The organism is Paenibacillus sp. J2L1-98, assembly GCF_056269405.1.
The window spans coordinates 701,923-722,947 of record NZ_JBWDNW010000001.1 but is presented as its reverse complement, the minus strand read 5'-3'; the positions used below and the strand labels follow the sequence as shown (position 1 = coordinate 722,947).

The 21,025-nt window shown below is 46.8% G+C and carries 18 protein-coding genes and 1 riboswitch; of the genes, 15 read left to right on the top strand and 3 right to left on the bottom strand.

Going from position 1 to position 21,025, the window contains the following annotated elements; genetic code table 11:
• Positions 1–150: 150 nt before the first annotated feature.
• From AC0YNZ_RS03370 to AC0YNZ_RS03335, 8 genes are all read left to right on the top strand, one after another.
• Positions 151–1,242, top strand: coding sequence for a BMP family lipoprotein (locus AC0YNZ_RS03370; protein ID WP_475825250.1), 1,092 nt, complete (start codon positions 151–153; stop codon positions 1,240–1,242).
• Between the two features lie 112 nt (positions 1,243–1,354).
• On the top strand, positions 1,355–2,407 hold the full coding sequence (locus AC0YNZ_RS03365) for a BMP family lipoprotein (RefSeq protein ID WP_475825249.1): 1,053 nt from the start codon (positions 1,355–1,357) through the stop codon (positions 2,405–2,407).
• A gap of 11 nt (positions 2,408–2,418) precedes the next feature.
• Complete coding sequence (locus AC0YNZ_RS03360; protein ID WP_475825248.1) at positions 2,419–3,972, top strand: ABC transporter ATP-binding protein; 1,554 nt, start codon at positions 2,419–2,421, stop codon at positions 3,970–3,972.
• A complete protein-coding gene (locus tag AC0YNZ_RS03355) occupies positions 3,969–5,021 on the top strand; it encodes an ABC transporter permease (RefSeq protein ID WP_475825247.1) in 1,053 nt (350 codons plus the stop codon). Before AC0YNZ_RS03360 ends, AC0YNZ_RS03355 begins: the two co-directional genes overlap by 4 nt.
• 1 nt (position 5,022) lies before the next feature.
• Positions 5,023–5,961: an ABC transporter permease gene (locus AC0YNZ_RS03350; RefSeq protein WP_475825246.1), complete on the top strand. Its 939-nt coding sequence runs from the start codon at positions 5,023–5,025 to the stop codon at positions 5,959–5,961.
• Between the two features lie 56 nt (positions 5,962–6,017).
• Positions 6,018–6,983: a nucleoside hydrolase gene (locus tag AC0YNZ_RS03345; protein WP_475825245.1), complete on the top strand. Its 966-nt coding sequence runs from the start codon at positions 6,018–6,020 to the stop codon at positions 6,981–6,983.
• Positions 6,984–6,992: 9 nt separating this feature from the next.
• Entirely contained in the window at positions 6,993–7,934 is a 942-nt protein-coding gene (locus AC0YNZ_RS03340) for an EamA family transporter (RefSeq protein ID WP_475825244.1), read from the top strand.
• Positions 7,935–7,962: 28 nt separating this feature from the next.
• Positions 7,963–8,892, top strand: a complete 930-nt coding sequence (locus AC0YNZ_RS03335) for a nucleoside hydrolase (RefSeq protein ID WP_475825243.1) — start codon at positions 7,963–7,965, stop codon at positions 8,890–8,892.
• Between the two features lie 70 nt (positions 8,893–8,962).
• Here AC0YNZ_RS03335 and AC0YNZ_RS03330 read toward each other — a convergent pair whose 3' ends face one another.
• Positions 8,963–10,036: a GIY-YIG nuclease family protein gene (locus AC0YNZ_RS03330; RefSeq protein WP_475825242.1), complete on the bottom strand. Its 1,074-nt coding sequence runs from the start codon at positions 10,034–10,036 to the stop codon at positions 8,963–8,965.
• A gap of 270 nt (positions 10,037–10,306) precedes the next feature.
• On the opposite strand from AC0YNZ_RS03330, the gene ilvD reads away from it, so the two are divergent.
• A complete protein-coding gene (gene ilvD, locus AC0YNZ_RS03325; protein WP_475825241.1) occupies positions 10,307–11,998 on the top strand; it encodes a dihydroxy-acid dehydratase in 1,692 nt (563 codons plus the stop codon).
• A 186-nt stretch (positions 11,999–12,184) separates the two neighbouring features.
• Positions 12,185–12,344, top strand: a riboswitch (cyclic di-AMP (ydaO/yuaA leader).
• 215 nt (positions 12,345–12,559) lie between these two features.
• Positions 12,560–14,377: an APC family permease gene (locus tag AC0YNZ_RS03320; RefSeq protein ID WP_475825240.1), complete on the top strand. Its 1,818-nt coding sequence runs from the start codon at positions 12,560–12,562 to the stop codon at positions 14,375–14,377.
• 86 nt (positions 14,378–14,463) lie between these two features.
• Here AC0YNZ_RS03320 and AC0YNZ_RS03315 read toward each other — a convergent pair whose 3' ends face one another.
• On the bottom strand, positions 14,464–14,679 hold the full coding sequence (locus tag AC0YNZ_RS03315) for an alpha/beta-type small acid-soluble spore protein (RefSeq protein WP_110769387.1): 216 nt from the start codon (positions 14,677–14,679) through the stop codon (positions 14,464–14,466).
• A gap of 418 nt (positions 14,680–15,097) precedes the next feature.
• Here AC0YNZ_RS03315 and AC0YNZ_RS03310 point away from each other — a divergent pair, with 418 nt between their 5' ends.
• The 3 genes from AC0YNZ_RS03310 to AC0YNZ_RS03300 all read left to right on the top strand — a co-directional run bounded on the left by AC0YNZ_RS03310 (position 15,098) and on the right by AC0YNZ_RS03300 (position 16,877).
• Positions 15,098–15,364, top strand: coding sequence for a hypothetical protein (locus AC0YNZ_RS03310; protein WP_475825239.1), 267 nt, complete (start codon positions 15,098–15,100; stop codon positions 15,362–15,364).
• Positions 15,365–15,503: 139 nt separating this feature from the next.
• Positions 15,504–16,121: a cyclase family protein gene (locus tag AC0YNZ_RS03305; protein WP_475825238.1), complete on the top strand. Its 618-nt coding sequence runs from the start codon at positions 15,504–15,506 to the stop codon at positions 16,119–16,121.
• A gap of 66 nt (positions 16,122–16,187) precedes the next feature.
• Entirely contained in the window at positions 16,188–16,877 is a 690-nt protein-coding gene (locus tag AC0YNZ_RS03300; protein WP_475825237.1) for a metal-dependent hydrolase, read from the top strand.
• Positions 16,878–17,127: 250 nt separating this feature from the next.
• Here AC0YNZ_RS03300 and AC0YNZ_RS03295 read toward each other — a convergent pair whose 3' ends face one another.
• Positions 17,128–17,883, bottom strand: a complete 756-nt coding sequence (locus AC0YNZ_RS03295; protein ID WP_475825502.1) for a YheC/YheD family protein — start codon at positions 17,881–17,883, stop codon at positions 17,128–17,130.
• A 227-nt stretch (positions 17,884–18,110) separates the two neighbouring features.
• Between AC0YNZ_RS03295 and AC0YNZ_RS03290 the strand changes: the two genes are divergently transcribed.
• A complete protein-coding gene (locus tag AC0YNZ_RS03290) occupies positions 18,111–19,889 on the top strand; it encodes a sensor histidine kinase (protein WP_475825236.1) in 1,779 nt (592 codons plus the stop codon).
• Positions 19,882–20,970 carry a response regulator transcription factor gene (locus AC0YNZ_RS03285; RefSeq protein ID WP_475825235.1) on the top strand — a complete coding sequence of 363 codons (1,089 nt, stop codon included), beginning with the start codon at positions 19,882–19,884 and terminating at the stop codon, positions 20,968–20,970. Before AC0YNZ_RS03290 ends, AC0YNZ_RS03285 begins: the two co-directional genes overlap by 8 nt.
• Positions 20,971–21,025 lie beyond the last annotated feature (55 nt).

The window sequence follows — 21,025 nt, the reverse complement described above, 5'->3', positions numbered from 1 at the left end:
TCGAAAAAACGTGCATGATTTTTACACCCTAATTCGACGGTCTGTCTGTTTTTTCAGCAGGATATGCATGATAAATTTGTATTGTAATCGCTTGCAGAGTACAAACTGATAAACGAAACAATGGCAGACAACAGTTAAGGGGGAGCGGTAATGAGACAGAAAAAAGGAATATGTGTCATGATGGCTGCCATCTTCTTATCGGCAGTGGTTGGCTGCAGCGGCGCCGATTCGCCCAAGCGGCAGGAGCCGGCAAAAGCGGACACATCGGATAATACGCCCGCTCATCATGAATACCTCAAGGTCGTGCATTATGTCAGCGGCAAGCTGGGAGACAAGGGCTTCTTCGATTCAGCCGACCGGGGACTTAAAAAAGCCGAATACGTATTCGGCTTCGAAACATCAAGCGTCGAAGGAGGCGAGGATTCCGCTGCCTGGGAGCCCGGTCTTGAGAAGCTGGCCGCCTCCGGATTATACGATGTCATCATAGCCGGCACGTCGAAAATGAGAGAAGTGGTTAAGGAGCTGGCAGTTCGTTATCCCGAGCAGCAATTTGTATTCTATGACGATACGATTCAAGGAATACCGAACGTGTACGCGATGATCTGCTCGCAGAGCGAGGGCTCGTTCCTCGCCGGCGCATTCGCGGCGATGGTTACAACAAGCCCGGAGCTGAGCGGGGCAAATTCCGATAAAAAAATCGGCTTCATCGGAGGCGAGGACGACGAAATCATTAACGATTTCAAGTCCGGTTACGAGCAGGGCGCTTTGTATATCGATCCGGAGGTGCAGGTGGCTGCGTCTTATGTCGGCGATTTTGTAAACCAAGGCAAGGCGGAGGAATTGGCGGCGAAGCAGTACTTGTCGCAGGTCGACATCATTTACAACGTAGCCGGCGCGGCGGGATTTGGGCTGCTGAAAGCGGGGAATGAAGCCGGTAAATACACGATCGGAGTCGACAGCAACCAAAATCCGCTGTATCCGGGCAGTGTGCTCACCTCGATGCTCAAAAATCTGGATGAGTCCGTATTCCGAGCTTTAAGCAAAATCCGCGGCGGTTCGCTTCCTTTCGGTACGACGGAGGTGCTCGGCGTGAAGGAGATCGGGATCGGAATTGCCCGGGACGAGCTGTATGAGAAGTACGTCCCAAACGATATCAAGGAAAAGATGAAAGATATTGAAAGCAAGATTGCCAGCGGGGAAATCGTAGTGAAGTCCTCCTTGAATGGCGCTGCTCAGAATTGAAAGGGGTGAGGAAGGCAAACCATCATTTGGAGCACAAGCATGAGCTGCTGGAAGCTGCATGGGTTATGGAAACGCGGTAGAGCTTTGCAACTATTTAAAGGGGGAATTTTGAATGAAAAACAATAAACGTTGGTCGATTGGCGTATTGCTGCTCGCTTTTCTGCTTGTATTGGCAGCCTGTGGAAAGGAGTCGGATACCCCGACAAGTGCGGGGAATGATCCGGAAAAAAACAAAGCTGTCTTTTACGTTAACGGTACATTAGGAGACAAAGGTTTCTTCGATTCCACGGAACGAGGCATGCAAAAAGCGGGCAAAGAGCTTGGCATCGAGGTGAAGACAGTACAAGGCGGATCTAACCAGGCCGACTGGGCAGCAGGATTGGAATCGCTCGTCTCCAGCAAAAAATATGATGTAGTCGTTGCCGGTACGAGCCAAATGATTGATATCGTCAAAGATATTGCGGGCAGGTACCCGGATGAAAAGTTCATTTTCTTCGATGAGGTCGTTAAAGATGTTCCGAATATTTACTCGATGCTATACTCCCAAAGCGAAGGCTCCTTTTTGGCGGGTGCATTCGCATCGCTAGTAACGACAAACACGGAGCTGAAAGCGTCAAACCCTGAAAGAGTGATTGGATTTGTAGGCGGTATGGACGTTCCTATTATTAATGATTTTAAAGCGGGCTACGAGCAAGGCGCGCAGTACGTCGATCCGGCCGTGAAAATTGTCGCTTCTTACATCGGAGATTTTGCCAACGCGCCTAAAGGCAAGGAGCTTGCGATTTCGCAATTTAATGCGCAAAAAGTCGATGTGGTTTACCAGGTTGCCGGTGGAGGCGGACTTGGCGTGCTGGAAGCGGGTAAAGCTGCAGGGAAATACACGATTGGCGTCGACGGCAACCAAAACCCGCTTTATCCTGGAAGCGTTCTAACTTCGATGATGAAAAATATCGATGCTTCCGTTTTCCGAGCGCTGGATTTGTATAAACAAGGCAAATTGCCTTTTGGCACAAATGAGGTGCTTGGCATTAAAGAAGGCGGAGTTGGTCTTGCCAAGGACGATCTTTTCAACAGTAATGTTCCAAAAACGATTCAGGACAAAATGATCGATATCGAGCAGAAAATGAAGAGCGGAGAGATTCAGGTTAAATCGATCTTGAAATAACGGAGGTCATTATGTCAATCTTACTTCAGATGAAAGATATTCATAAAGTTTATCCCAATGGAACAGCAGCCAATCGCGGCGTTGACCTCACGATACACGAAGGCGAAATACATGCATTGGTCGGAGAAAATGGGGCAGGCAAATCAACGCTCATGAAAATCATGTTCGGATTGGAAGCGCCTACAAGCGGGACGATCGAATATAAGGGCGCTCCGGTTACTTTTCATGGGCCAAAGGACGCTATCAAGTACGGGATGGGCATGGTTCATCAGCACTTTATGCTCGCTCCGTCGCTTACCGTATCGGAAAATATCGTTCTTGGCGAGGAGCCGAGAAAAGGTCCGTTTTCATTGTTCAGAGACCGTATCAAGGAAAGTGAGGAAATTGAAAAACTGATTCGGACTTATGGACTTAAGGTCGATCCTCACTCGAAAGTAGATACTATCCCGGTTGGCCAGAAACAGCGTGTTGAAATATTGAAAGTACTCTATAAGGGTGCCCGGCTCATTATTTTGGACGAGCCGACAGCCGTATTAACACCGCAAGAAACGGACGAGCTGTTTGACTCGATTAAGGCGCTAATCAAGCAAGGCTATACGATTATTCTCATCACTCATAAATTACGCGAAGTAATGGAAATATCAGACCGGGTAACGGTGCTTAAGGCAGGGAAAACGATCGCCACTTTGTTGACCAAGGATACGAATCCCGAAGAAATATCCAGACTCATGGTGGGCAGGGAAATATTGTTTCGCGTCGACAAGCAGCCATCCGTACCCCAAGATGTCGTATTGTCCGTAAAGGAGCTTTGCGCTTCCGACGATAAAGGCGCACCGGTACTATGCGGCATTACGCTCGACATTCGGGCTGGCGAGGTTGTGGGAATTGCCGGCGTAGAAGGAAACGGACAAACGGAGCTGGTCGAAACGATTACTGGTCTGCGAAAAGCAACTTCCGGTGAAATACGCTATTTCAACGAGGAGTTGATTGGAAAAAGCATTGCCCAAATCCGCGCCATGAAAATTGGACATGTTCCGGAAGACCGGCAAACGACAGGGGCCAGCTTAACGTCTACCATTGCTGAAAACTTAATTCTAGACCATTACCGGAATCCGGAATTTAAATGGGGTCCGTTCCAGAGCAAAAAGAAAATCAAGCAGTTTACGAAAATTATGATGGATGTTTACGATGTTCGTGCACAGAACGAAGATGTGATGGCCGGATCTTTATCCGGAGGCAACTTGCAAAAAGTAGTAATCGCCCGCGAGCTTTCGAAAAATCCGAAGCTGCTGATCGCTTCGCAGCCAACCCGGGGTGTAGATATCGGAGCCATCGAATTTATCCATCGCGAGATCATCAAAAAACGGGATGGTGGAGCGGCAGTGCTGCTCGTTTCAGCCGAATTATCGGAGGTTATGGCCTTAAGCGACCGAATTGCCGTTGTGTACGAAGGCGAAATCGTTGCTGTACTGGAAAATACGAGCGAGTTGACAGAGGCAGAAATCGGGTATTATATGCTGGGACTGGGCATCAAGAAACAAAAAGAGGAGGTGGCGGCTCAATGAAAAAGGGAAACGCAACGATTTTGGAGTTTGCCGGCATTGCTGTAGCTGTCATACTAGCGCTCCTTTGCGGTTTTGCGGTCATATTGGTTACAAGCGACGAACCGTTAAGCGCACTTACGTCATTGCTGCTTGACCCGGTTTCCAATTTATTTAATATCGGGACGGTGCTTAATAAAGCGGTCCCACTCATATTTACAGGCTTGGCGCTTTCCGTCGTATTTCAATCGGGCGTATTCAGCATGGGCGCGGAAGGGCAGCTTTACGCCGGCGGATTTTTGGGCGCGCTTGCCGGCGTTTATATTCACGGTCTTACGCCATGGCTTCATCTTCCGCTAGTTCTGATTTGTGCGATGGCAGGCGGTGCTTTATTCGCAGCTATTGCCGGTTTATTGAAAACATATGCGAACGCCAATGAAATTGTAACGACGCTTATGTTGAACTTTGTGGCGATCTTAGCGACCTCCTATTTTGTTAATAATGTATTCAAGGATCCGAGCAGCGGAGGATATGCGCGTATGCCGTATGTAAACCCGGGAATCCTGCTTGGAAAGCTATTTCCCGGATTACCGGCGCATGCCGGAATCGCGATCGCCTTGCTAGCGGTCGTGGTTGTTTATCTCATGCTGTATAAAACGAAAGTCGGTTATGAGCTTCGTATTGTCGGAAAAAGCGGCCAATTTGCCAGATACGGCGGAATCGCCACCAATAGAGTTGTTTTAACCAGCATTATGATCAGCGGCGCCCTTGCGGGGCTTGCCGGCATTGTAGAAATCCTAGGTGTTCATGGCACGTATAAAGATAATTTTTCGGCCGGACTGGGCTTTGACGGTATCATTATCGCGCTGCTTGCGCGTAACCATCCTATAGGTGTTCTGATCGCATCCTTGTTATACGCTTATATTCAGGTCGGAGCGCAAACGATGCAGGTCGGCAGCGACATGCCGCGCGAGGTGGCGGTTATCATTCAAGTTATGCTGGTGCTGCTCGTTTCTTCCCAGGCGATATTCGTCTATCTGAAGCAAAAATATGGATTAAAGGCGGTGAAATAAAATGTGGCAAGCGCTTTGGTCACAGATCATGGATTTAACCCTTGTCGTCGTGCTGCTGCGTTTTATGACGCCGATTCTATTATCCGCTTTAGGAGGGCTTATTTCCGAAATCGCCGGCGTTATCAATATCGGTTTGGAAGGATTGATGCTGATTTCGGCCTTTGCCTCCATCGCAGTCGGATCCGCAACGGGAAGCTGGGTTCTTGGAACGCTTGCCGGTGTGGCAGCCTCCGTCATTATTTGTTACGGAATGGGCTTTTTCTCGATAAAGCTGAAAGTAGATATTATCATAGCGGGTTTTGCTGTTAACATTTTCGGATCAGGCTTTACGATTTTCATGATGAGCAGAATTTACGGAGTTGCAGGCAACTATTCTCCGAGCGATCTGAAAAACATTCCTACCATCAACATTCCTTTTATTCAGCAAATACCGGTTCTCGGCAAGCTGCTAAGCGGACATAGCTTGATGGTATGGTTAGCCTTGATTGCTGTCATTTTCTGTATGCTGATGTTATACCGGACGCCTTACGGAGTTCATCTGCGTTCGGTAGGCGAAGCGCCTGAAGCAGCTAAGTCGTTAGGCATTCCGGTAAACCGTATACAGTATTCTGCGCTCGCTTGGAGCGGAGTGTTTGCCGGGCTGGCCGGGGCTTATTTATCGATGGGCATGACGAGCATGTTTGTCAAAGATATGACAGCCGGCACAGGCTTTCTTGCACTCGCCGTCGTGCTGCTCGGCAATCGAAACCCGGTAGGCATCTTGTTCGGATCCGTCATTTTCGGATTGGCCAGCGCTGTAACGACTCTTGTACAGACAACGCCGGGAAGCCCGATTCCGAGCCAGTTCATTCAAATGATTCCGTATGTCGTTACAATTATTGCGCTAGTCTTCTTCGCCGTTCGCAAAAAAAGAAGGCGGATGGTGCTGGCGCAAGGTTAAACGAGTCGTACAGGCTCATAAATGCTTTTTAAAAATACGCATAGAAGGTGGAAGCGATGACCAAATCCCGAATGATTATTGACGTTGATACAGGTATCGACGACGCATTAGCTTTACTGTTTGCAGTGAAGTCGGATGATATTCAGCTTGAAGGAATCACCACTGTCTTCGGAAATGTAAGTGTGGAGCAAGCGACACAGAACACGCTGCAGGTTCTTGAGCTTGCGGGAGCACCTGCCGATATTCCGGTTACCGTGGGCGCAGGACGCCCGCTGTTTCGCGAATGGCTCGGCCCGGTTGAACACATTCACGGCAACAATGGAATAGGCGGCTATAAGCTGCCCGAGCCAAAACGTAAGCCGATCGAAGAGCACGCTGCCGATTTTATCGTACGTAAAGTGAACGAGCATAAACAGGAATTAACGCTTGTATTCGTTGGCAGATTGACCAATTTGGCGATCGCACTTGCCAAAGACCCGTCCATCGCCCAAAAAGTAAAACGTCTCGTACTGATGGGCGGCGCGCTGCGGGTGCCTGGGAATGTAACCCCGGTTTCGGAAGCGAATATATGGGGAGACCCTGAAGCGGCCCATCGCGTGTTTGAGTCGGGCATGCCGATTACGATGGTCGGACTCGACGTGACGATGAAAACGATTTTGCGGGAAGAGCATGTGGAGCAATTGAAGCGGCAGGTATCGGCTAACGATGAACCAATGGTCTCATTTGTGGAACAGATACTGGAATACTATTTTAAGGCGTATAAGGAGCATAACGGGTTTTACGGCTCTCCGCTTCACGATCCGATGGCTGTTGCGGTTGCAGTCGATCCGACGCTTGTAGAAACGGAAGATCATTTGATTAAGATTGAAACCAAAGGGGAATTAAGCGCAGGAGCTACGTTAGGCGATTTGAGACGAGCACAGGCAGTAACCAATGCTTCCGTATGCGTACGTGTCGATTCGGAACGCTTCATAAATAAATTCATTGATGTCCTTGCAGGGCAATCGCGGATATACAGTTAGGAGATAAAGATGCGTTCGATTGTTATTTTATTGTTCGGAGCACTCAGCTATGGGCTTTTGTCAACCTTTGTGAAATTAGCTTATCGTTCGGGATTTTCGACTAATGATGTAGTAGGCAGCCAGCTGATATTCGGGATCGCCATGATGTCGCTGCTTCTGCTGGTTGTCGGGCGGCTAAAAAATGTTCCGGTAATGAAGGGTGTTTCGGTAAAGTCGTTGATTGCGCTTCTTCCAGTTGGCATTACGGTGGGAGCGACAAGCATTTTATATTACAGCGCCTTGCAATACATCCCCGCATCCATCGCTATCGTCTTGTTATTTCAGTTCACTTGGATGGGGGTGCTGATCGAAGCCGTCGTAGAGCGCAAACGCCCGGGGAAGGAAAAGATGACCGCCTTAGTACTGGTTTTGGCCGGAACGGTAATGGCAGGCGGGCTGGTTGACGGGGGCTGGAAGCAATTTACGCTGGCAGGTGTCATACTGGGGCTGTTATCCGCGTTTTCTTATGCGTTATTTATTACGTTAAGCGGAAAAGCCGCTCTTCAAGTAGCTCCTCTTACAAGAAGCACGATCATTGTTTTTATTTCAGCTGTCATTATCATGTTCGTATATCCTCCGGAATTTTTCATTAACGGAGCATTGGGTGAAGGATTGTTGTTATGGGGATTTCTGCTTGCTTTGTTCGGAGCTGTCATTCCTCCGATTTGTTTTGCGATAGGAGTACCAAAGTCAGGGGGAGGACTTGCCTCCATCCTAAGTGCGGCGGAGCTGCCGGTAGCGGTGATCATGTCAGGTGTCGTCCTGCATGAGCGCGTAACCGTGCTCCAATGGACAGGTGTTGTTGTTATTTTAATTGGTGTAGCGCTGCCGGAACTGCTCATTCGGCAGAAGCGTGCACGAAGCATTCCGCTTGCCGGCGGACCAGCTAAAGGCCCGCGCATTTCATTATAAGATTGACGTAATCAGAGGAGGAAACGAATTGAAGAAGATTGTTCTGGATGTTGATACGGGAATTGACGATTCGCTGGCAATTGCCTACGCGGTTCATTCTCCCGAGCTTGAGGTTCTCGGTGTGACAACCTGCTTCGGGAACGTAACGGTGGAGGAAGCTACCCGCAATACGCTCGTCGTGCTGGAACACTTAGACAGCAACGTGCCGGTTATTCCGGGTGCGGCTAAACCGCTGTTTCGGGATCCGACGAAAGGAAATACGACTTATATTCATGGCGAAGACGGAATCGGAAATACGCTTGCCGCAGAACCGCAGCGCCAAGCCTTAAGCGATCATGCCGCTAACTTTATCGTAGAGCAAGTGAAAAGACATCCCAAGGAAGTGACTATTATTACGGTTGGAACACTGACGAATCTGGCCCTTGCCATTATGAAGGCGCCGGAGATTGTCGGTCTTGTTGACAAGGTCGTCATCATGGGTGGAGCGGTAACGGTGCACGGGAATATTACCCCTTCAGCCGAAGCAAACATTTATGCCGATCCGGAAGCGGCCGAGTACGTGTTCCGCTCCGGCATTCCGATTACACTTGTAGGTCTCGACGTGACAATGAAGACGCTGCTTCCCCTTGAGGAGCTGCAAAGCTGGCGGGATAAAAATACCCGGATCGGTCATTTGCTCGCCGATATGACGGAATTCTACATTGGCGCCTATGAAGATTTCTATCCCGGAATAGGCGGGTGCGCGCTGCACGATCCTTTGGCGGTTGGCGTAGCCATCAACACGGATTTTGTGAAAACCGTTCCGATGCATGTGCAGGTTGATGTAGAAGGGGTGCATTCGCTCGGCAGAACAGTAGGAGATCTTAGAAGCATTCCTGGTTCGGGCCCGAATATGGATGTCTGCATCGAAGTGGACGCAGACCGGTTTTTAAAGCATTTTTTAAGCCGTGTCGTTTAAAGTGAATGCCAACGTGTAAGATTTGGACAAGCTTCTCTTCCGGGAAGTTTGTCTTTTCTTTTCGCTAGGATCAATTCCGGTTTATTCGATACTCATAGTTTTTTTTGCACAACTGCAGCAAATCGTATTTGAGACCCCGTTTGGGCTGTGTGATGATCATTGGCTTTTTCCCCCTGCGATTTAAGGAAGTACTAACTTTCTTGCGGTTATCAATTGCGTTCACAATCAATTCATCTGGTTTCTCCCCGTCATATCGGGCTAATAAAAACCGGTCGCAAGCCGATTCGCCATCCGCTTGGTCAAGCTCCAGCATTTGAATATCGCATAGCATGCCTTCTTGAACCTTCGCAACCAGCACATGGGTTTCCCCGAAGTAAAGCACATCCTGATCGATAACGGCCTCGCGGTCTACGATCTGCTTGTCTGATGCCTGTTCCAGATTGCGTATGCTCAGAAGCATCCGCTGCGCCTTTTCAAACTCAAGCTGGCCGGCATAAACTTCCATTCGGGCGTATAAGGTTTCGATCAGTCCTAGCCCCCGATTAGCGAGCAGCTCCGATGCTTGACGCGTACGTTCCAAATAATCCTGCTCCGATATTTTACGTTCGCAAATTCCGCTGCATTTCCCGATATGATACAGCAGGCAAACTTGCTTGGGCATCGTCTTGCAGGTGCGGAGGCCGTAATGCTCCGTTACAAATTCAAGGAGAGCATCCCGGAAGCCGGCGCTTTTGAAAGGGCCCAAACGGTTTACTTCTTCGGTTGCGAAGCCGGTCTGTTTCCGTCTGCGATTCCGGTAATACACATCCAGTCGCGGAAAAGGCTCATTGGTAAGCTGTAAATAAGCGTAACCGCTGTTATCCCGTTTTAACGCCCGATTGTAAGGAGGTTTATGTATTTTGATGAGGTTGTTCTCAAGAAGTAGGCTCTCGGCTTCGTTATTTACGAGCACCACTTCAATGGATGAAATTTCGCCGACAAGCTGCTTAATTTTTCTGTCAGCGTGATTTCTCGTAAAATATGAGCGTAACCGGCTCCGTAAGTTTTTGGATTTGCCGACATAGAGGATGTGACCGTCTGTATTTTTCATCAAATAACAGCCGGGGCATGTCGGATAATCGCCGGCGTTGAACAAGAACGACATATGCCGTCATCCTCCTATCCTCTCGAATTCGTCTGGTTCATTCATGAATAATGACTCCCGACACTATTCGACATAGCCGGCGGCAATCCCTTGTTTCTGTAACATACATCGTAGAATTAGAGTTGAATGACTTAATTCAAAAAGGCTGGTATTACGACCAGGTTCAAGGACTAGTCGAGGTTCATCATGGGAATTATACAAAGGTAAAGTGCATGGAAAAAACCGGCATTTAAAAAATGTATTCTACATAACAAAAAAGGAGTGACACCGATGTCAAACGAAAAGGATTTGCGTATTCGCAGCAAAGTTATTAGTGAGGGTGTAAACCGTGTTCCTAACCGTGCCATGCTAAGAGCGGTCGGATTCCAGGATGAAGATTTCAAAAAGCCTATGATCGGAGTGGCAAGCACGTGGAGCGAGGTAACGCCTTGTAACGTTCATATCGATAAATTGGCTCTGCAAGCAAAAGAAGGAGTACGCACTCATGGCGGCGCTCCATTGATTTTCAACACGATTACAGTGTCTGATGGCATTTCGATGGGACATGAAGGGATGCTGTTCTCACTGCCAAGCAGGGAGGTCATTGCCGATTCGATTGAGATTGTAGTAAACGCCGAGCGCTTTGATGGCTTGGTTGCAATTGGCGGCTGTGACAAAAATACACCAGCTTGCATGATGGCGATCGGCAGAATGAATTTACCAGCTGTTTACGTCTACGGAGGAACGATCCAACCAGGAAAGCTGAACGGTAAAGATGTGGATATCGTTACGGCATTTGAGGCGGTAGGACAATATCAAGAAGGAAAATTAACGGATGAAGAGCTTCATGAAGTGGAATGCCAGGTATGTCCGGGTGCGGGCGCTTGCGGCGGGATGTATACAGCGAATACAATGGCGTCTGCGGTCGAAGCTTTAGGGATGAGCTTACCCGGATCTTCATCCACGCCTGCCATTTCTTCCTATAAAGCAGTTGAATGCGCAGAGGCGGGAAGAACCGTTATCAAGCTTCTTGAGAAAGATATACGGCCGCGCGACATTATGACAAAAAAAGCGTTCGAAAATGCAATCACCCTCATTATGGCCCTTGGGGGATCAACGAATGCTCTGCTTCATCTCATGGCAATGGCGCACTCGGTTGAGGTTGATTTAACTTTAGACGATTTTGAACGGATTCGTAAACAAGTGCCTCATCTTGCTGATTTAAAGCCAAGCGGCAAATATGTCATGCAGGATCTGAATGATAATGGCGGCGTACCGGGCGTTATGAAAATGCTGCTTGAAAAAGGTCTGCTCCATGGCGATTGTCCTACGGTCACAGGAAAAACAATTGCTGAAAACTTGGCTGAAGCACAGCCTCTGAAAGAAAATCAACAGGTCATACGTCCGTTCGAGAGTCCGCTGAAACCAACGGGTCCACTGGTTGTGCTGAGAGGCAATCTTGCTCCTGAGGGCGCAGTGGCAAAAATGTCAGGTTTAAAAAAGCTGAAATTCTCGGGCCCCGCACGCGTCTATAATAGCGAGGAAGAAGCGACAATAGCCATTTCGAATGACGAAATCGTTAAAGGGGATGTGCTGGTCATCAGGTACGCTGGACCAAAAGGCGGGCCCGGTATGCCGGAAATGCTTTCGGTAACCGCATTAATTATAGGAAAAGGCTTAGGCGGCGAGGTTGCTCTGCTTACAGACGGACGGTTCTCGGGCGGTTCGCACGGCTTTGTTGTAGGTCATGTATCGCCGGAGGCTCAGGTAGGCGGGCCGATTGCATTTTTGCAAGAAGGGGATATGATAACCATTGACAGCGAGGCGCAGGAAATACAATTTGATATCACGCCACAGGAGCTGGAAGCAAGAGCAAATCATTGGATCAAGCCTCCGCTTAAATATAAATCGGGTGTGCTTGCCAAGTATGCGAAGCTCGTATCATCGGCATCAAAAGGTGCAGTAACGGATCTTGAGATATAATCTCAAGATCCGTTACTGTGAGATGGAGCATTAGAACGATATGGAAAGATTGAACGGGATGTAAGCGTTTAATCGATTATACAAGGTGATATTTCAAATCAATTTGATTGTATCTGTTCCTTTACAACACTTTTTGGAAGGAGTATGATTCAATTCGTGATCAATCATCATATCTTGTTCAATAATTAACCTTTATCGCTGAGTTCTGAAGAAGAAACGGGGGAACCATAGAGGACAGATCAACCGATCTGATCTCAGGGGTGAATCACTTGGCTTTTGTTAAGTGTAGGGCGACTTTTGCGCCCGAATCCGACAGCTAACCTCGTAAGCGTCCAGAAGAGGAATTATTCACGACCTGCCAAACTATTTTGGTAAAGCCGTGGGAAAGTCCTTACTTTCCTGCGGCTTTTTTTTGTCCAAAATTATGATTTACTTGTGTTTAAATGGTTTAAATGGCTGATGAATAGGTGTATAACAAATGAACGGGCGAACAAGATATATGGAGAGTTTGATCACGGTGTTTAATTTTAAATATCCAGTGATAAGAAATGGGGCATCATCATGGTAAGCAGATTTAAACGATTACTAATCGGACGTCCAATGAAAAGCACAGAAATCGAAGGTGAAAAGCTAAGCAAGCTTAAAGCGCTCGCCGTATTGTCATCAGATGCGCTCTCATCGGTCGCTTACGGCACGGAGCAAATTTTGCTTGTGTTAATGGCGGTAGGATTTGCAGCCGTTTGGTATTCGATTCCGATATCGCTCGCTGTGCTCGGACTGTTATTAGTCTTAATTTTATCCTATCGTCAGACCATCTTTTCTTATCCGACGGGTGGCGGCGCTTATATCGTAGCCAAAGACAATTTGGGCGTTTCAACAGGTCTGTTAGCCGGTGGTTCGCTCCTTGTCGATTATATTCTAACGGTTGCCGTCAGCACATCTGCCGGTACAGACGCTATTACTTCAGCTTTTCCATCTCTTCATGATCATCGTGTTTTAATTGCGTTAGTGATGATCTTGGTGCTGACCATTATCAATTTGCGAGGAATTACAGAGTCCGCATCCGTGTTAGCATTTCCGGTATATTTGTTTGTAATAGCCATTTTCGTGCTTATCATTTCCGGTATTATCAAATATGCAGCCGGAGGCATTCATGCCGCTGCTCCAGAGATGGGCGCAACCGTCTCGAATATCAGCTTGTTTTTGTTATTAAAGGCATTTAGCTCAGGGTGTTCGGCCCTTACCGGCGTTGAAGCGATGTCCAATGCTATTCCTAACTTTAAACAGCCGGCTGAACGCAATGCGGCCGCTACTCTTATTATGATGGGTACGATTCTCGGTGCGATGTTTATCGGGATCAGCCTGCTTGCCTATTGGTACGGCATTACTCCGAATGAAAAAGAAACGGTTGTTTCGCAAATTGCGAATGCAACATTCGGCAGAGGGGTAATTTATTATAGTATACAGGCAGTAACCGCTCTGATTTTGTTTCTGGCAGCCAATACAGCTTATGCTGCTTTCCCATTGCTCGCCTTCATGCTGGCAAAGGATAAATACATGCCGAATATGTTTATGGCTCGCGGGGACCGTTTAGGATTTTCAAATGGCATTATTATTTTAGGCGTCTTATCGGCGCTGCTTGTTATTGCTTTCCACGGCAATACCGAAAATTTAATTCCGCTGTATGCGGTAGGTGTATTTATTCCATTCACCTTATCCCAGCTGGGGATGATGGTACGCTGGTTGAAATTGAAGCCAAAAGGCTGGATATTTCCATTCATCATTAACACGGTCGGGATGTTGACGACGCTTGCGATCACGCTGATTTTCATCTTTACGAAGTTTAGCCACGTGTGGATGGTATTTATCTTTTTGCCGATCGTTATTTTTATCTTTTTCGGTATTCACCGCCACTACCGGAACATGGCGGACGAATTGCGGATTAATATGGCAAAGGATAAGCCTGTCATAAAAGGAAGCACGATCGTAGTTCCAATTGCGGGAATTACCCGTGTCGTTAATCATTCGTTAAGCTATGCCAAATCATTGACGGAAAATGTAGTTGCCGTATACGTCGGATTTGATGATGAGGATATTGAGCGGATGGAGAAGAAATGGGAAGAGTGGAATCCCGGCGTCCGTCTTATCGTACTTCGCTCAAGTTATCGGAGCATCATTAGGCCGTTAATGAGATTTATTGATACGATTGAATGGAAAACTGCCGAAACGGATCATATCACCATTCTCATTCCGCAATTTATTACCAAGCACTGGTGGCACTATTTTCTTCACAACCAGACGAGTTTAATGCTCCGTGCATATTTATTTACACAAAAAGATGTGGTCATCGCGACAGTACCTTATCATCTTCAAAAATAACGGCCCTAGTTAGATGATTTCACAGAAATCAAGTGAATGTAAAAAACCCCTCCATGATCTTGAGATCATGAAGGGGTTTCCATTTATTAGAATTTACGCTGACCTAATTGTTGTTCTGCGATTTGAACCAGCTTCTTAGTAATATATCCCCCGATAGAACCTGCATCACGAGTCGATAAATTACCGTTGTATCCATCTTGTGAAAATGTAACACCCAGCTGTTGTGCTGCTTCAGTTTTCAATTGTGCAAGTGCTGCTTTTGCTTGCGGTACTACTAACGTGTTTGAATTTCTTCTGCTCATGTAAGTTCACTCCTTCGTTGGATGTAAGGTTATTATGTGGTGTATTTGTAAATGTATACATTCAAAGAGAAAGATTTTTCTAGCAATTTTTCCCATCTGTAAGAACATCATTTTTCGCAGAATCACGTACCTTAAATAGGTTGATCTCATTTGATTTCCTCAAGAATTGTTGGGGTATGCCCTAACTAATTATGGGGAGCTCTCCTTTAATAAAGGAGATATAATGGAAACTTCAGAGCGATACATAGGAGCGGATGGGTGCTGTCAAGTACTATGGAAACATGGTACTAGGTGGACTAAATGGATTCCTGTATAGTTACATTATCCGCAATCAACAATAGATCGTGTTTTCCGGCAGGCAGCTTGAATGTTATGGACTGCTGTCGGACAGGGGATGGCAGGAGGGTGAATAAGTGTAGTGATGAAGACAATGACCATGAAAGAAGAGCTGCAGCGGAAAGCATCCATACTAAAGCAGCACGAAGTTTATGCCTATCAAGCTGCTTATTACTTGCTTGAAAACGAAGCTTTAGCAGCCAAAGCGGTAACGCAAGCATTGCTGGCAATCTTTCAAGACGAACCATTTTTTCTCCAGCCTAAGCCGCTTCAGCAAAAGAGGATAAAGCAAACGGTGATGAAGGAAGCGCTCTTGACCAAGGCTGCCGCCTTACGGCATACGATTTAATCCGAATGATCCACATTCCAAACTCCTCAGAAACCTCTTCAATAATCGAACCCATATCAGCCTTTAAATATATGACTATACATATCCGTTGAAATAGGTTATTTTTTACATATGTAACTTTGGAGGGAGATCATGCAGTATGATCATTGATCTTACACATCTCATTCATGACGGAATGCCGGTATATCCGGGAGATGCGGAGACTGTATTGGAACAATCCAAGCGTATGAGCCAAGACGGCTACAACAATCATCAGCTTTCCATTAATATGCATGCGGGGACTCATATAGATGGACCCATGCATTTAATGGACATTCAGCGTTATATAAATGAATTTTCCGTGGAGAAATTTATCGGAGACGGCGTTTTGCTCGACGTATATGGAATAAGCGTGATTGACTATAAGGAAGAATACGAGGAGCTAATCAAAGCGGAACAAATCGTCATTTTGTATACTGGCCATGCCGAGCTGTATGGTCAGCCAGCGTATTTTACAGATTATCCGGTTTTGACTGCGGAATTTGTTGATCTGCTCATTAGAAAAAGGGTAAAAATGATAGGCTTGGATACTCCGTCACCGGATAAAGATCCTTTTGACATCCATAAACGCTTGTTCGTCAACCAAATTTTCATAATCGAGAACTTAAAGAACGTTCAACGGCTGCTGGACGTCGATGCTTTTGAAATTATAGCGCTGCCGCTTCATATTAGAGCGGATTCTTCCGTTGCTCGCGTGATTGCGCGGGTAAAGTTATAGTGTATGCGAAATTGGTCGATGATGAGGTGACGGAGAAAAAATTATAGCGGAAGGACTTGAAAAGTTATGGAGATTATTTATCACGGTCACTCTTGTATTCAAATAGCAGCAGGGGATCAGTCGCTAATTATTGATCCCTTTCTGAGAGGCAATGAATTAGCTGTATCGAAGGCGGAGGACATTAGAACGGACGCCGTTCTCTTGACGCACGCGCACACCGATCATATTTTAGACGCCGATCTGATAGCCAAAAACAATGATGCGCCAGTCGTAGCTATCGCCGAGCTTGCCGCCTATATGTCGTGGCAGGGCGTTAAAACGATCGATATGAATATTGGCGGAACGGTAGATCTGGGATTTGCGAAGGCGAAAATGGTGCAGGCGTTCCATTCTTCCGGTATCGTTCTGGCAGAGGAAAAACGTATTTTGTATGCGGGAATGCCGGCGGGGTTCATCGTTAATATAGATGGGATTAATATCCTTCATGCAGGTGACACTGCTTTGTTCAGTGATATGAAAATGATCGGAGAGCGTCATGCCATCGACATTGCGTTTCTTCCAATCGGAGACCGCTACACGATGGGGATGGAGGACGCGCTGCAAGCGGCAGAATGGTACAATGCGAAGCGGGTTGTGCCCATTCATTATAATACCTTCCCCATTATCCGGCAGGAAGCTGAAAGGTTTGTTCAGGAGCTGCACAAGAAAGGGATTGACGGCTTAGTATTAAAACCAGGCGAGAAAATGTCCGTATAAAGGCAGCCCGTCAACCTTTAAACACACAAGAGTATTCTAAAGAGCTCCATTGCAAGCATCGAATAATCTCAGATTATTCTTTGCACGCAATGGGGCTTTTTTATAGGCCGAGCTTCTTAAACTGCACGGAATGGGGCCTAAAGCGCTGGAACTAATTCGGCACTCCCTTGCCGCCAGCGGAAAATCGTTTGCCGATTGAACTAGTCATCAGTTTGAGCTGACGGGACTTCTAAACAGCAACTCCCGTCAGCTAACGGGTTCTTCCATATTGCCGCGCATAGAATACGATTCTTTGATATAATCTTTTATCCTTCATGTTTTTTAACGGATAAAATTGGGGTCTCGTATTTACCTCCAAAATCCACGGTTTCCCCTTCGGATCGAGTGCTACGTCCAAACCTAGTTCTCTGAACCCTTTCTTATGCTGATCAAAGTTGTTCCCGACAGAGACCCCGAGCTGCTTTAATTTTGCCTCTATCTGTTTAATTACCGAGTCATTGTACCCTGCCCCCGTCATTGTTTGATGGAAATAGCTGAGTTTTCCGCCTTGATGATAGTTTGTCGCAACCTTTCCAGGCTTTCCTATTTTTGTGAAAATGGCAGAGCATACCCATGTGTCTTTGTTCGACTTCTGGACCATGACACGAATATCGAAAGGGTTTCCGTTCGTTCTGGCCAAATAGATACCCTCTTGCAGTAAAAATGATCTTTTATTAGAAAAACGATTTAGCTTATTGTATAAACTTTCGATGGTTGGGAAAGAGGATTTAGCGGTGTTATATTGGGTCTGATAACCTGTCTTCTCTCTATTGATACGGATAATGTTAGCCCCGCCCGTACCGTCCGTAGGCTTAAAATAAATAGTAGAATATTCGGAAAGCATTGAAATCAAATTCTTTTTATTAAAAAGCATAGTCCGGGGGATATGTTTGCGTAAATTAGGTTGCTTTAGCAGCCAGCTGGTTTTAATCCACTTACTACTAATTGTGCTGCTCCTATATTTCATCACAAATACCAACACCTCTTTTTCTCTCAGCATATGTATTCTATTAGAAGCTTGTCACTACATGTGCCTATCAATCTAGCTTATCGTATATACTAGTTTTACAATTTGGAAATGAACAATTGACGTATCAACGGAAGCTAGCAGGAAAAAGGCCTCATCCTAACGAATAGCATTCGACAACTATTGTCGACGAGTTTGGTCATCGCGGCAGAAAGAAGGGCAAGAGCATGAAACATACGAGTATTCGCTATAGGCTGATGATACTGATGATTTGTCTGACCACGCTGCCTGTTTTGACGGTCACCTGGATTGCGACAAATAATACGCGAAATTCGGTAGAGAAAGAAATAATAGAAGCTAACCGTTCCCGTATGCTTTGGGCGGATCAGTATTTGGATGAATTAATTAGGCAAATCGACGTTCTCTTCTATTCCTTGCAAGTTAATCAGCAATTGATAGAAGGTCTTGGCACGATAGACAGTCAGGATTTGGGCGGACAATTCCGGACACAACGGTATATTCAGGAGACGTTGACCACAGCCTTTTATGCCAATTCCAAAAAAATTGACGAGCTTGCGCTGTACACTCATCAAAACCAAAAGGTTTATTCGGTCAACTACGCAAACAGCGGCCTCATATATTCTCTTGATATTCAAAAAGGCAACTGGACCCGTTTGCTGCAAAAACCCGTTAACATGTATTTCAAAGAGTCCGGCAACGGGATTTTCGCGTTTCACAGCATTAACCGCTTCGCGGACCGCCGACTGCTCGGCGGATTGTCTGTCCGTATTAATAAGGATGTCTGGAAGGAAGTAAGCGATATTTTAAAATCGGAGGACGAAAGCTCGGTATTCTTAGTCAACGATGAAGGAGAACGGTTATCGGGTTCAACGCCTGAACAAAGCTTCGATGAAGTCATTGATCAAATGAGTAGGGATCAACCCGCGCATGCCGATCTGGAAATTCAGAAAACAGATAACTATTTTCTCTTTATGAAACGTGTGGACGACGGCGAGCTCACCTTAATCAAAGCGCTGCCTATCACCGCGATAACCGAAAGCGCTAATAATACGGTCCGGGCGGGAATTGTAACCGGATTATTGTTCGCAGCCGCTTCTATCCTGCTGTCTATTACAGTGTCGCTTCGTATAACCAGACCGATCGTCAGTCTTGCAAAGACGATGAGAATGACCAAGGTTCACCAATTTGAGCTGACATCCGTGCAAAGCAAAGATGAAATCGGGCTGCTGGAGCGAGGTTATAATTCCATGATGAAGCGAATGAAGGAATTGATAGAAAACGAATATCAGAAAGAAATCGAAGTGAAAAATGCGCAGCTAATGGCATTGCAAGCGCAAATTAATCCTCATTTTTTAAACAATACGCTGAACTTGATCGGAGGAATGGCACTTGTTAAAGGCGCTCCCGAAATCTATAAAATTACGAAGGGCATAGGAGATTTGCTAAGGTATTCGATTAGCTCCGGCCACGATTCGGCGACGCTTGCGGATGAGCTGAAGCATATCCGCAACTACCTGTTTATTCAGGAGCAGCGTTTCATGGGACGGTGCACCGTTATGGTCGAAAGCGACGGTTCCGGGGAAGCGCTTAGCCTTCCAAGGTTCACGCTGCAGCCGCTTGTGGAGAATGCTTTCGAGCATGGCCTGCAGCCGAAGGAGGGGGCCTGGCAGATTGAAATACGAGTGAAGACGATTAAGGCCCATATCCTTATTTTGATTAAAGACAATGGAATAGGGGTTGATCGTAAACGCCTTTGTATGATTAGAGCTGAGCTGAAGGAAGGGATAGCGCTTAAGCCGGATCGTCCGGAAAAGGACAAGGAGAAGCCGGAAATTCGGAAGGGTATCGGTCTGCAAAATGTCGATTCGAGATTAAAGCTGCATTTTGGCGGGAAAGCAACCCTGCGGTTTTTCAGTAAACCTGAGGCAGGGACATTGATCGTACTTAAATTGCCTTTGCATAACAGGGAGGACAGCCATGAATAAAGTGCTGATTATTGATGACGAACCGTGGGCTAGAGAGGTTATAAAGGCGCTGGGAGAATGGGACTTCCTGCGGCTGACGATAGTCGGGGAGGCGGAGGACGGCAAGGAAGGGCTGCGCTTAATCAAGGAGCTTGAACCACAAATCGTACTGACGGACATGAGAATGCCCGGCGTCGACGGGGTGGAGCTGCTGCAGCAATTAACCAGTCAGTTTCCGCTGCTTAAGGTGGTGGTCATGAGCGGATATGACGATTTCCAATATTTAAAGCAAGCCATCCATTCACGGGCAGTGGATTATTTGCTGAAGCCGGTTGATCCGGACGAGCTGAATGCTGCGCTCAAGAAATGTATCGAGGAATTGGAAGTTCAAAAACAAACGGTAAACACATCCTGGAAATCGCCTCTTGTATTCCAGAGCGCGGCTCTAATGGATCGTTATATGGCGCTGCGGCAGCGCGTATTCGCCTCTCTATTTGAATTAAGCAAGCCGGGCGTCTTGCAGACGGTGAACAAACTGGAGGAGTTTTTGGCAAGCTCCTTTCCGGAAGGAATGGAACAGGCGCTGCTTGCCAAGATGGGCGACGATTTTGCGCAAATTCTCGAACAATTTATGTCTGAAAATGAAGTTGGCTTCGAGACGCAGGCCCGGGAGATGGAGGCTGCTGCGCATTGGAGCAGCGTGTCCGATACGCTGGAAACGATCCGGCGCAAATACGGGGAAGCGATCGATAAAATCGAAGCCATTCGAAAATCAAAATCCCGTCTGGTTATCGCTGAGGTGCAGAACTATATCGACCAGCATTACATCGATCCGATAACGCTCGAAACGGTCGCCCATCAGTTTTTTGTGAGCAAGGAACATTTAAGCCGCGTATTCAAAACAACCACTCACGAGAATCTTACCGAATATATTATCCGCAAGCGTATGGAAAAGGCGAGAGAGCTTCTGCTGCAGCCGCATATTTCGATAAAGCAGGCGGCGCTCATGGTCGGATACCCGGAGCAGGCCTATTTCCACCGTGTATTCAAGAAACATTTCGGCGTAACGCCCGGCGATACCCGCAGCGGAAAAGTAAAGTAATGCCGTATCAATATTGTGCAATAAAAGCTGCTAATCGGCTCTAATGCTTCCTCCT

Excerpts from the sequence above, each read along its gene's own strand:
- AC0YNZ_RS03330 (WP_475825242.1), bottom strand. The coding sequence starts at position 10,036 with ATGTCGTTCTTGTTCAACGCCGGCGATTATCCGACATGCCCCGGCTGT.
- AC0YNZ_RS03290 (WP_475825236.1), top strand. The coding sequence starts at position 18,111 with ATGAAACATACGAGTATTCGCTATAGGCTGATGATACTGATGATTTGT.
- AC0YNZ_RS03360 (WP_475825248.1), top strand. The coding sequence starts at position 2,419 with ATGTCAATCTTACTTCAGATGAAAGATATTCATAAAGTTTATCCCAAT.
- AC0YNZ_RS03295 (WP_475825502.1), bottom strand. The coding sequence starts at position 17,883 with ATGAAATATAGGAGCAGCACAATTAGTAGTAAGTGGATTAAAACCAGC.
- ilvD (WP_475825241.1), top strand. The coding sequence starts at position 10,307 with ATGTCAAACGAAAAGGATTTGCGTATTCGCAGCAAAGTTATTAGTGAG.
- AC0YNZ_RS03345 (WP_475825245.1), top strand. The coding sequence starts at position 6,018 with ATGACCAAATCCCGAATGATTATTGACGTTGATACAGGTATCGACGAC.
- AC0YNZ_RS03315 (WP_110769387.1), bottom strand. The coding sequence starts at position 14,679 with ATGAGCAGAAGAAATTCAAACACGTTAGTAGTACCGCAAGCAAAAGCA.
- AC0YNZ_RS03370 (WP_475825250.1), top strand. The coding sequence starts at position 151 with ATGAGACAGAAAAAAGGAATATGTGTCATGATGGCTGCCATCTTCTTA.
- AC0YNZ_RS03350 (WP_475825246.1), top strand. The coding sequence starts at position 5,023 with ATGTGGCAAGCGCTTTGGTCACAGATCATGGATTTAACCCTTGTCGTC.
- AC0YNZ_RS03340 (WP_475825244.1), top strand. The coding sequence starts at position 6,993 with ATGCGTTCGATTGTTATTTTATTGTTCGGAGCACTCAGCTATGGGCTT.
- AC0YNZ_RS03285 (WP_475825235.1), top strand. The coding sequence starts at position 19,882 with ATGAATAAAGTGCTGATTATTGATGACGAACCGTGGGCTAGAGAGGTT.
- AC0YNZ_RS03365 (WP_475825249.1), top strand. The coding sequence starts at position 1,355 with ATGAAAAACAATAAACGTTGGTCGATTGGCGTATTGCTGCTCGCTTTT.
- AC0YNZ_RS03355 (WP_475825247.1), top strand. The coding sequence starts at position 3,969 with ATGAAAAAGGGAAACGCAACGATTTTGGAGTTTGCCGGCATTGCTGTA.
- AC0YNZ_RS03305 (WP_475825238.1), top strand. The coding sequence starts at position 15,504 with ATGATCATTGATCTTACACATCTCATTCATGACGGAATGCCGGTATAT.
- AC0YNZ_RS03320 (WP_475825240.1), top strand. The coding sequence starts at position 12,560 with ATGGTAAGCAGATTTAAACGATTACTAATCGGACGTCCAATGAAAAGC.
- AC0YNZ_RS03300 (WP_475825237.1), top strand. The coding sequence starts at position 16,188 with ATGGAGATTATTTATCACGGTCACTCTTGTATTCAAATAGCAGCAGGG.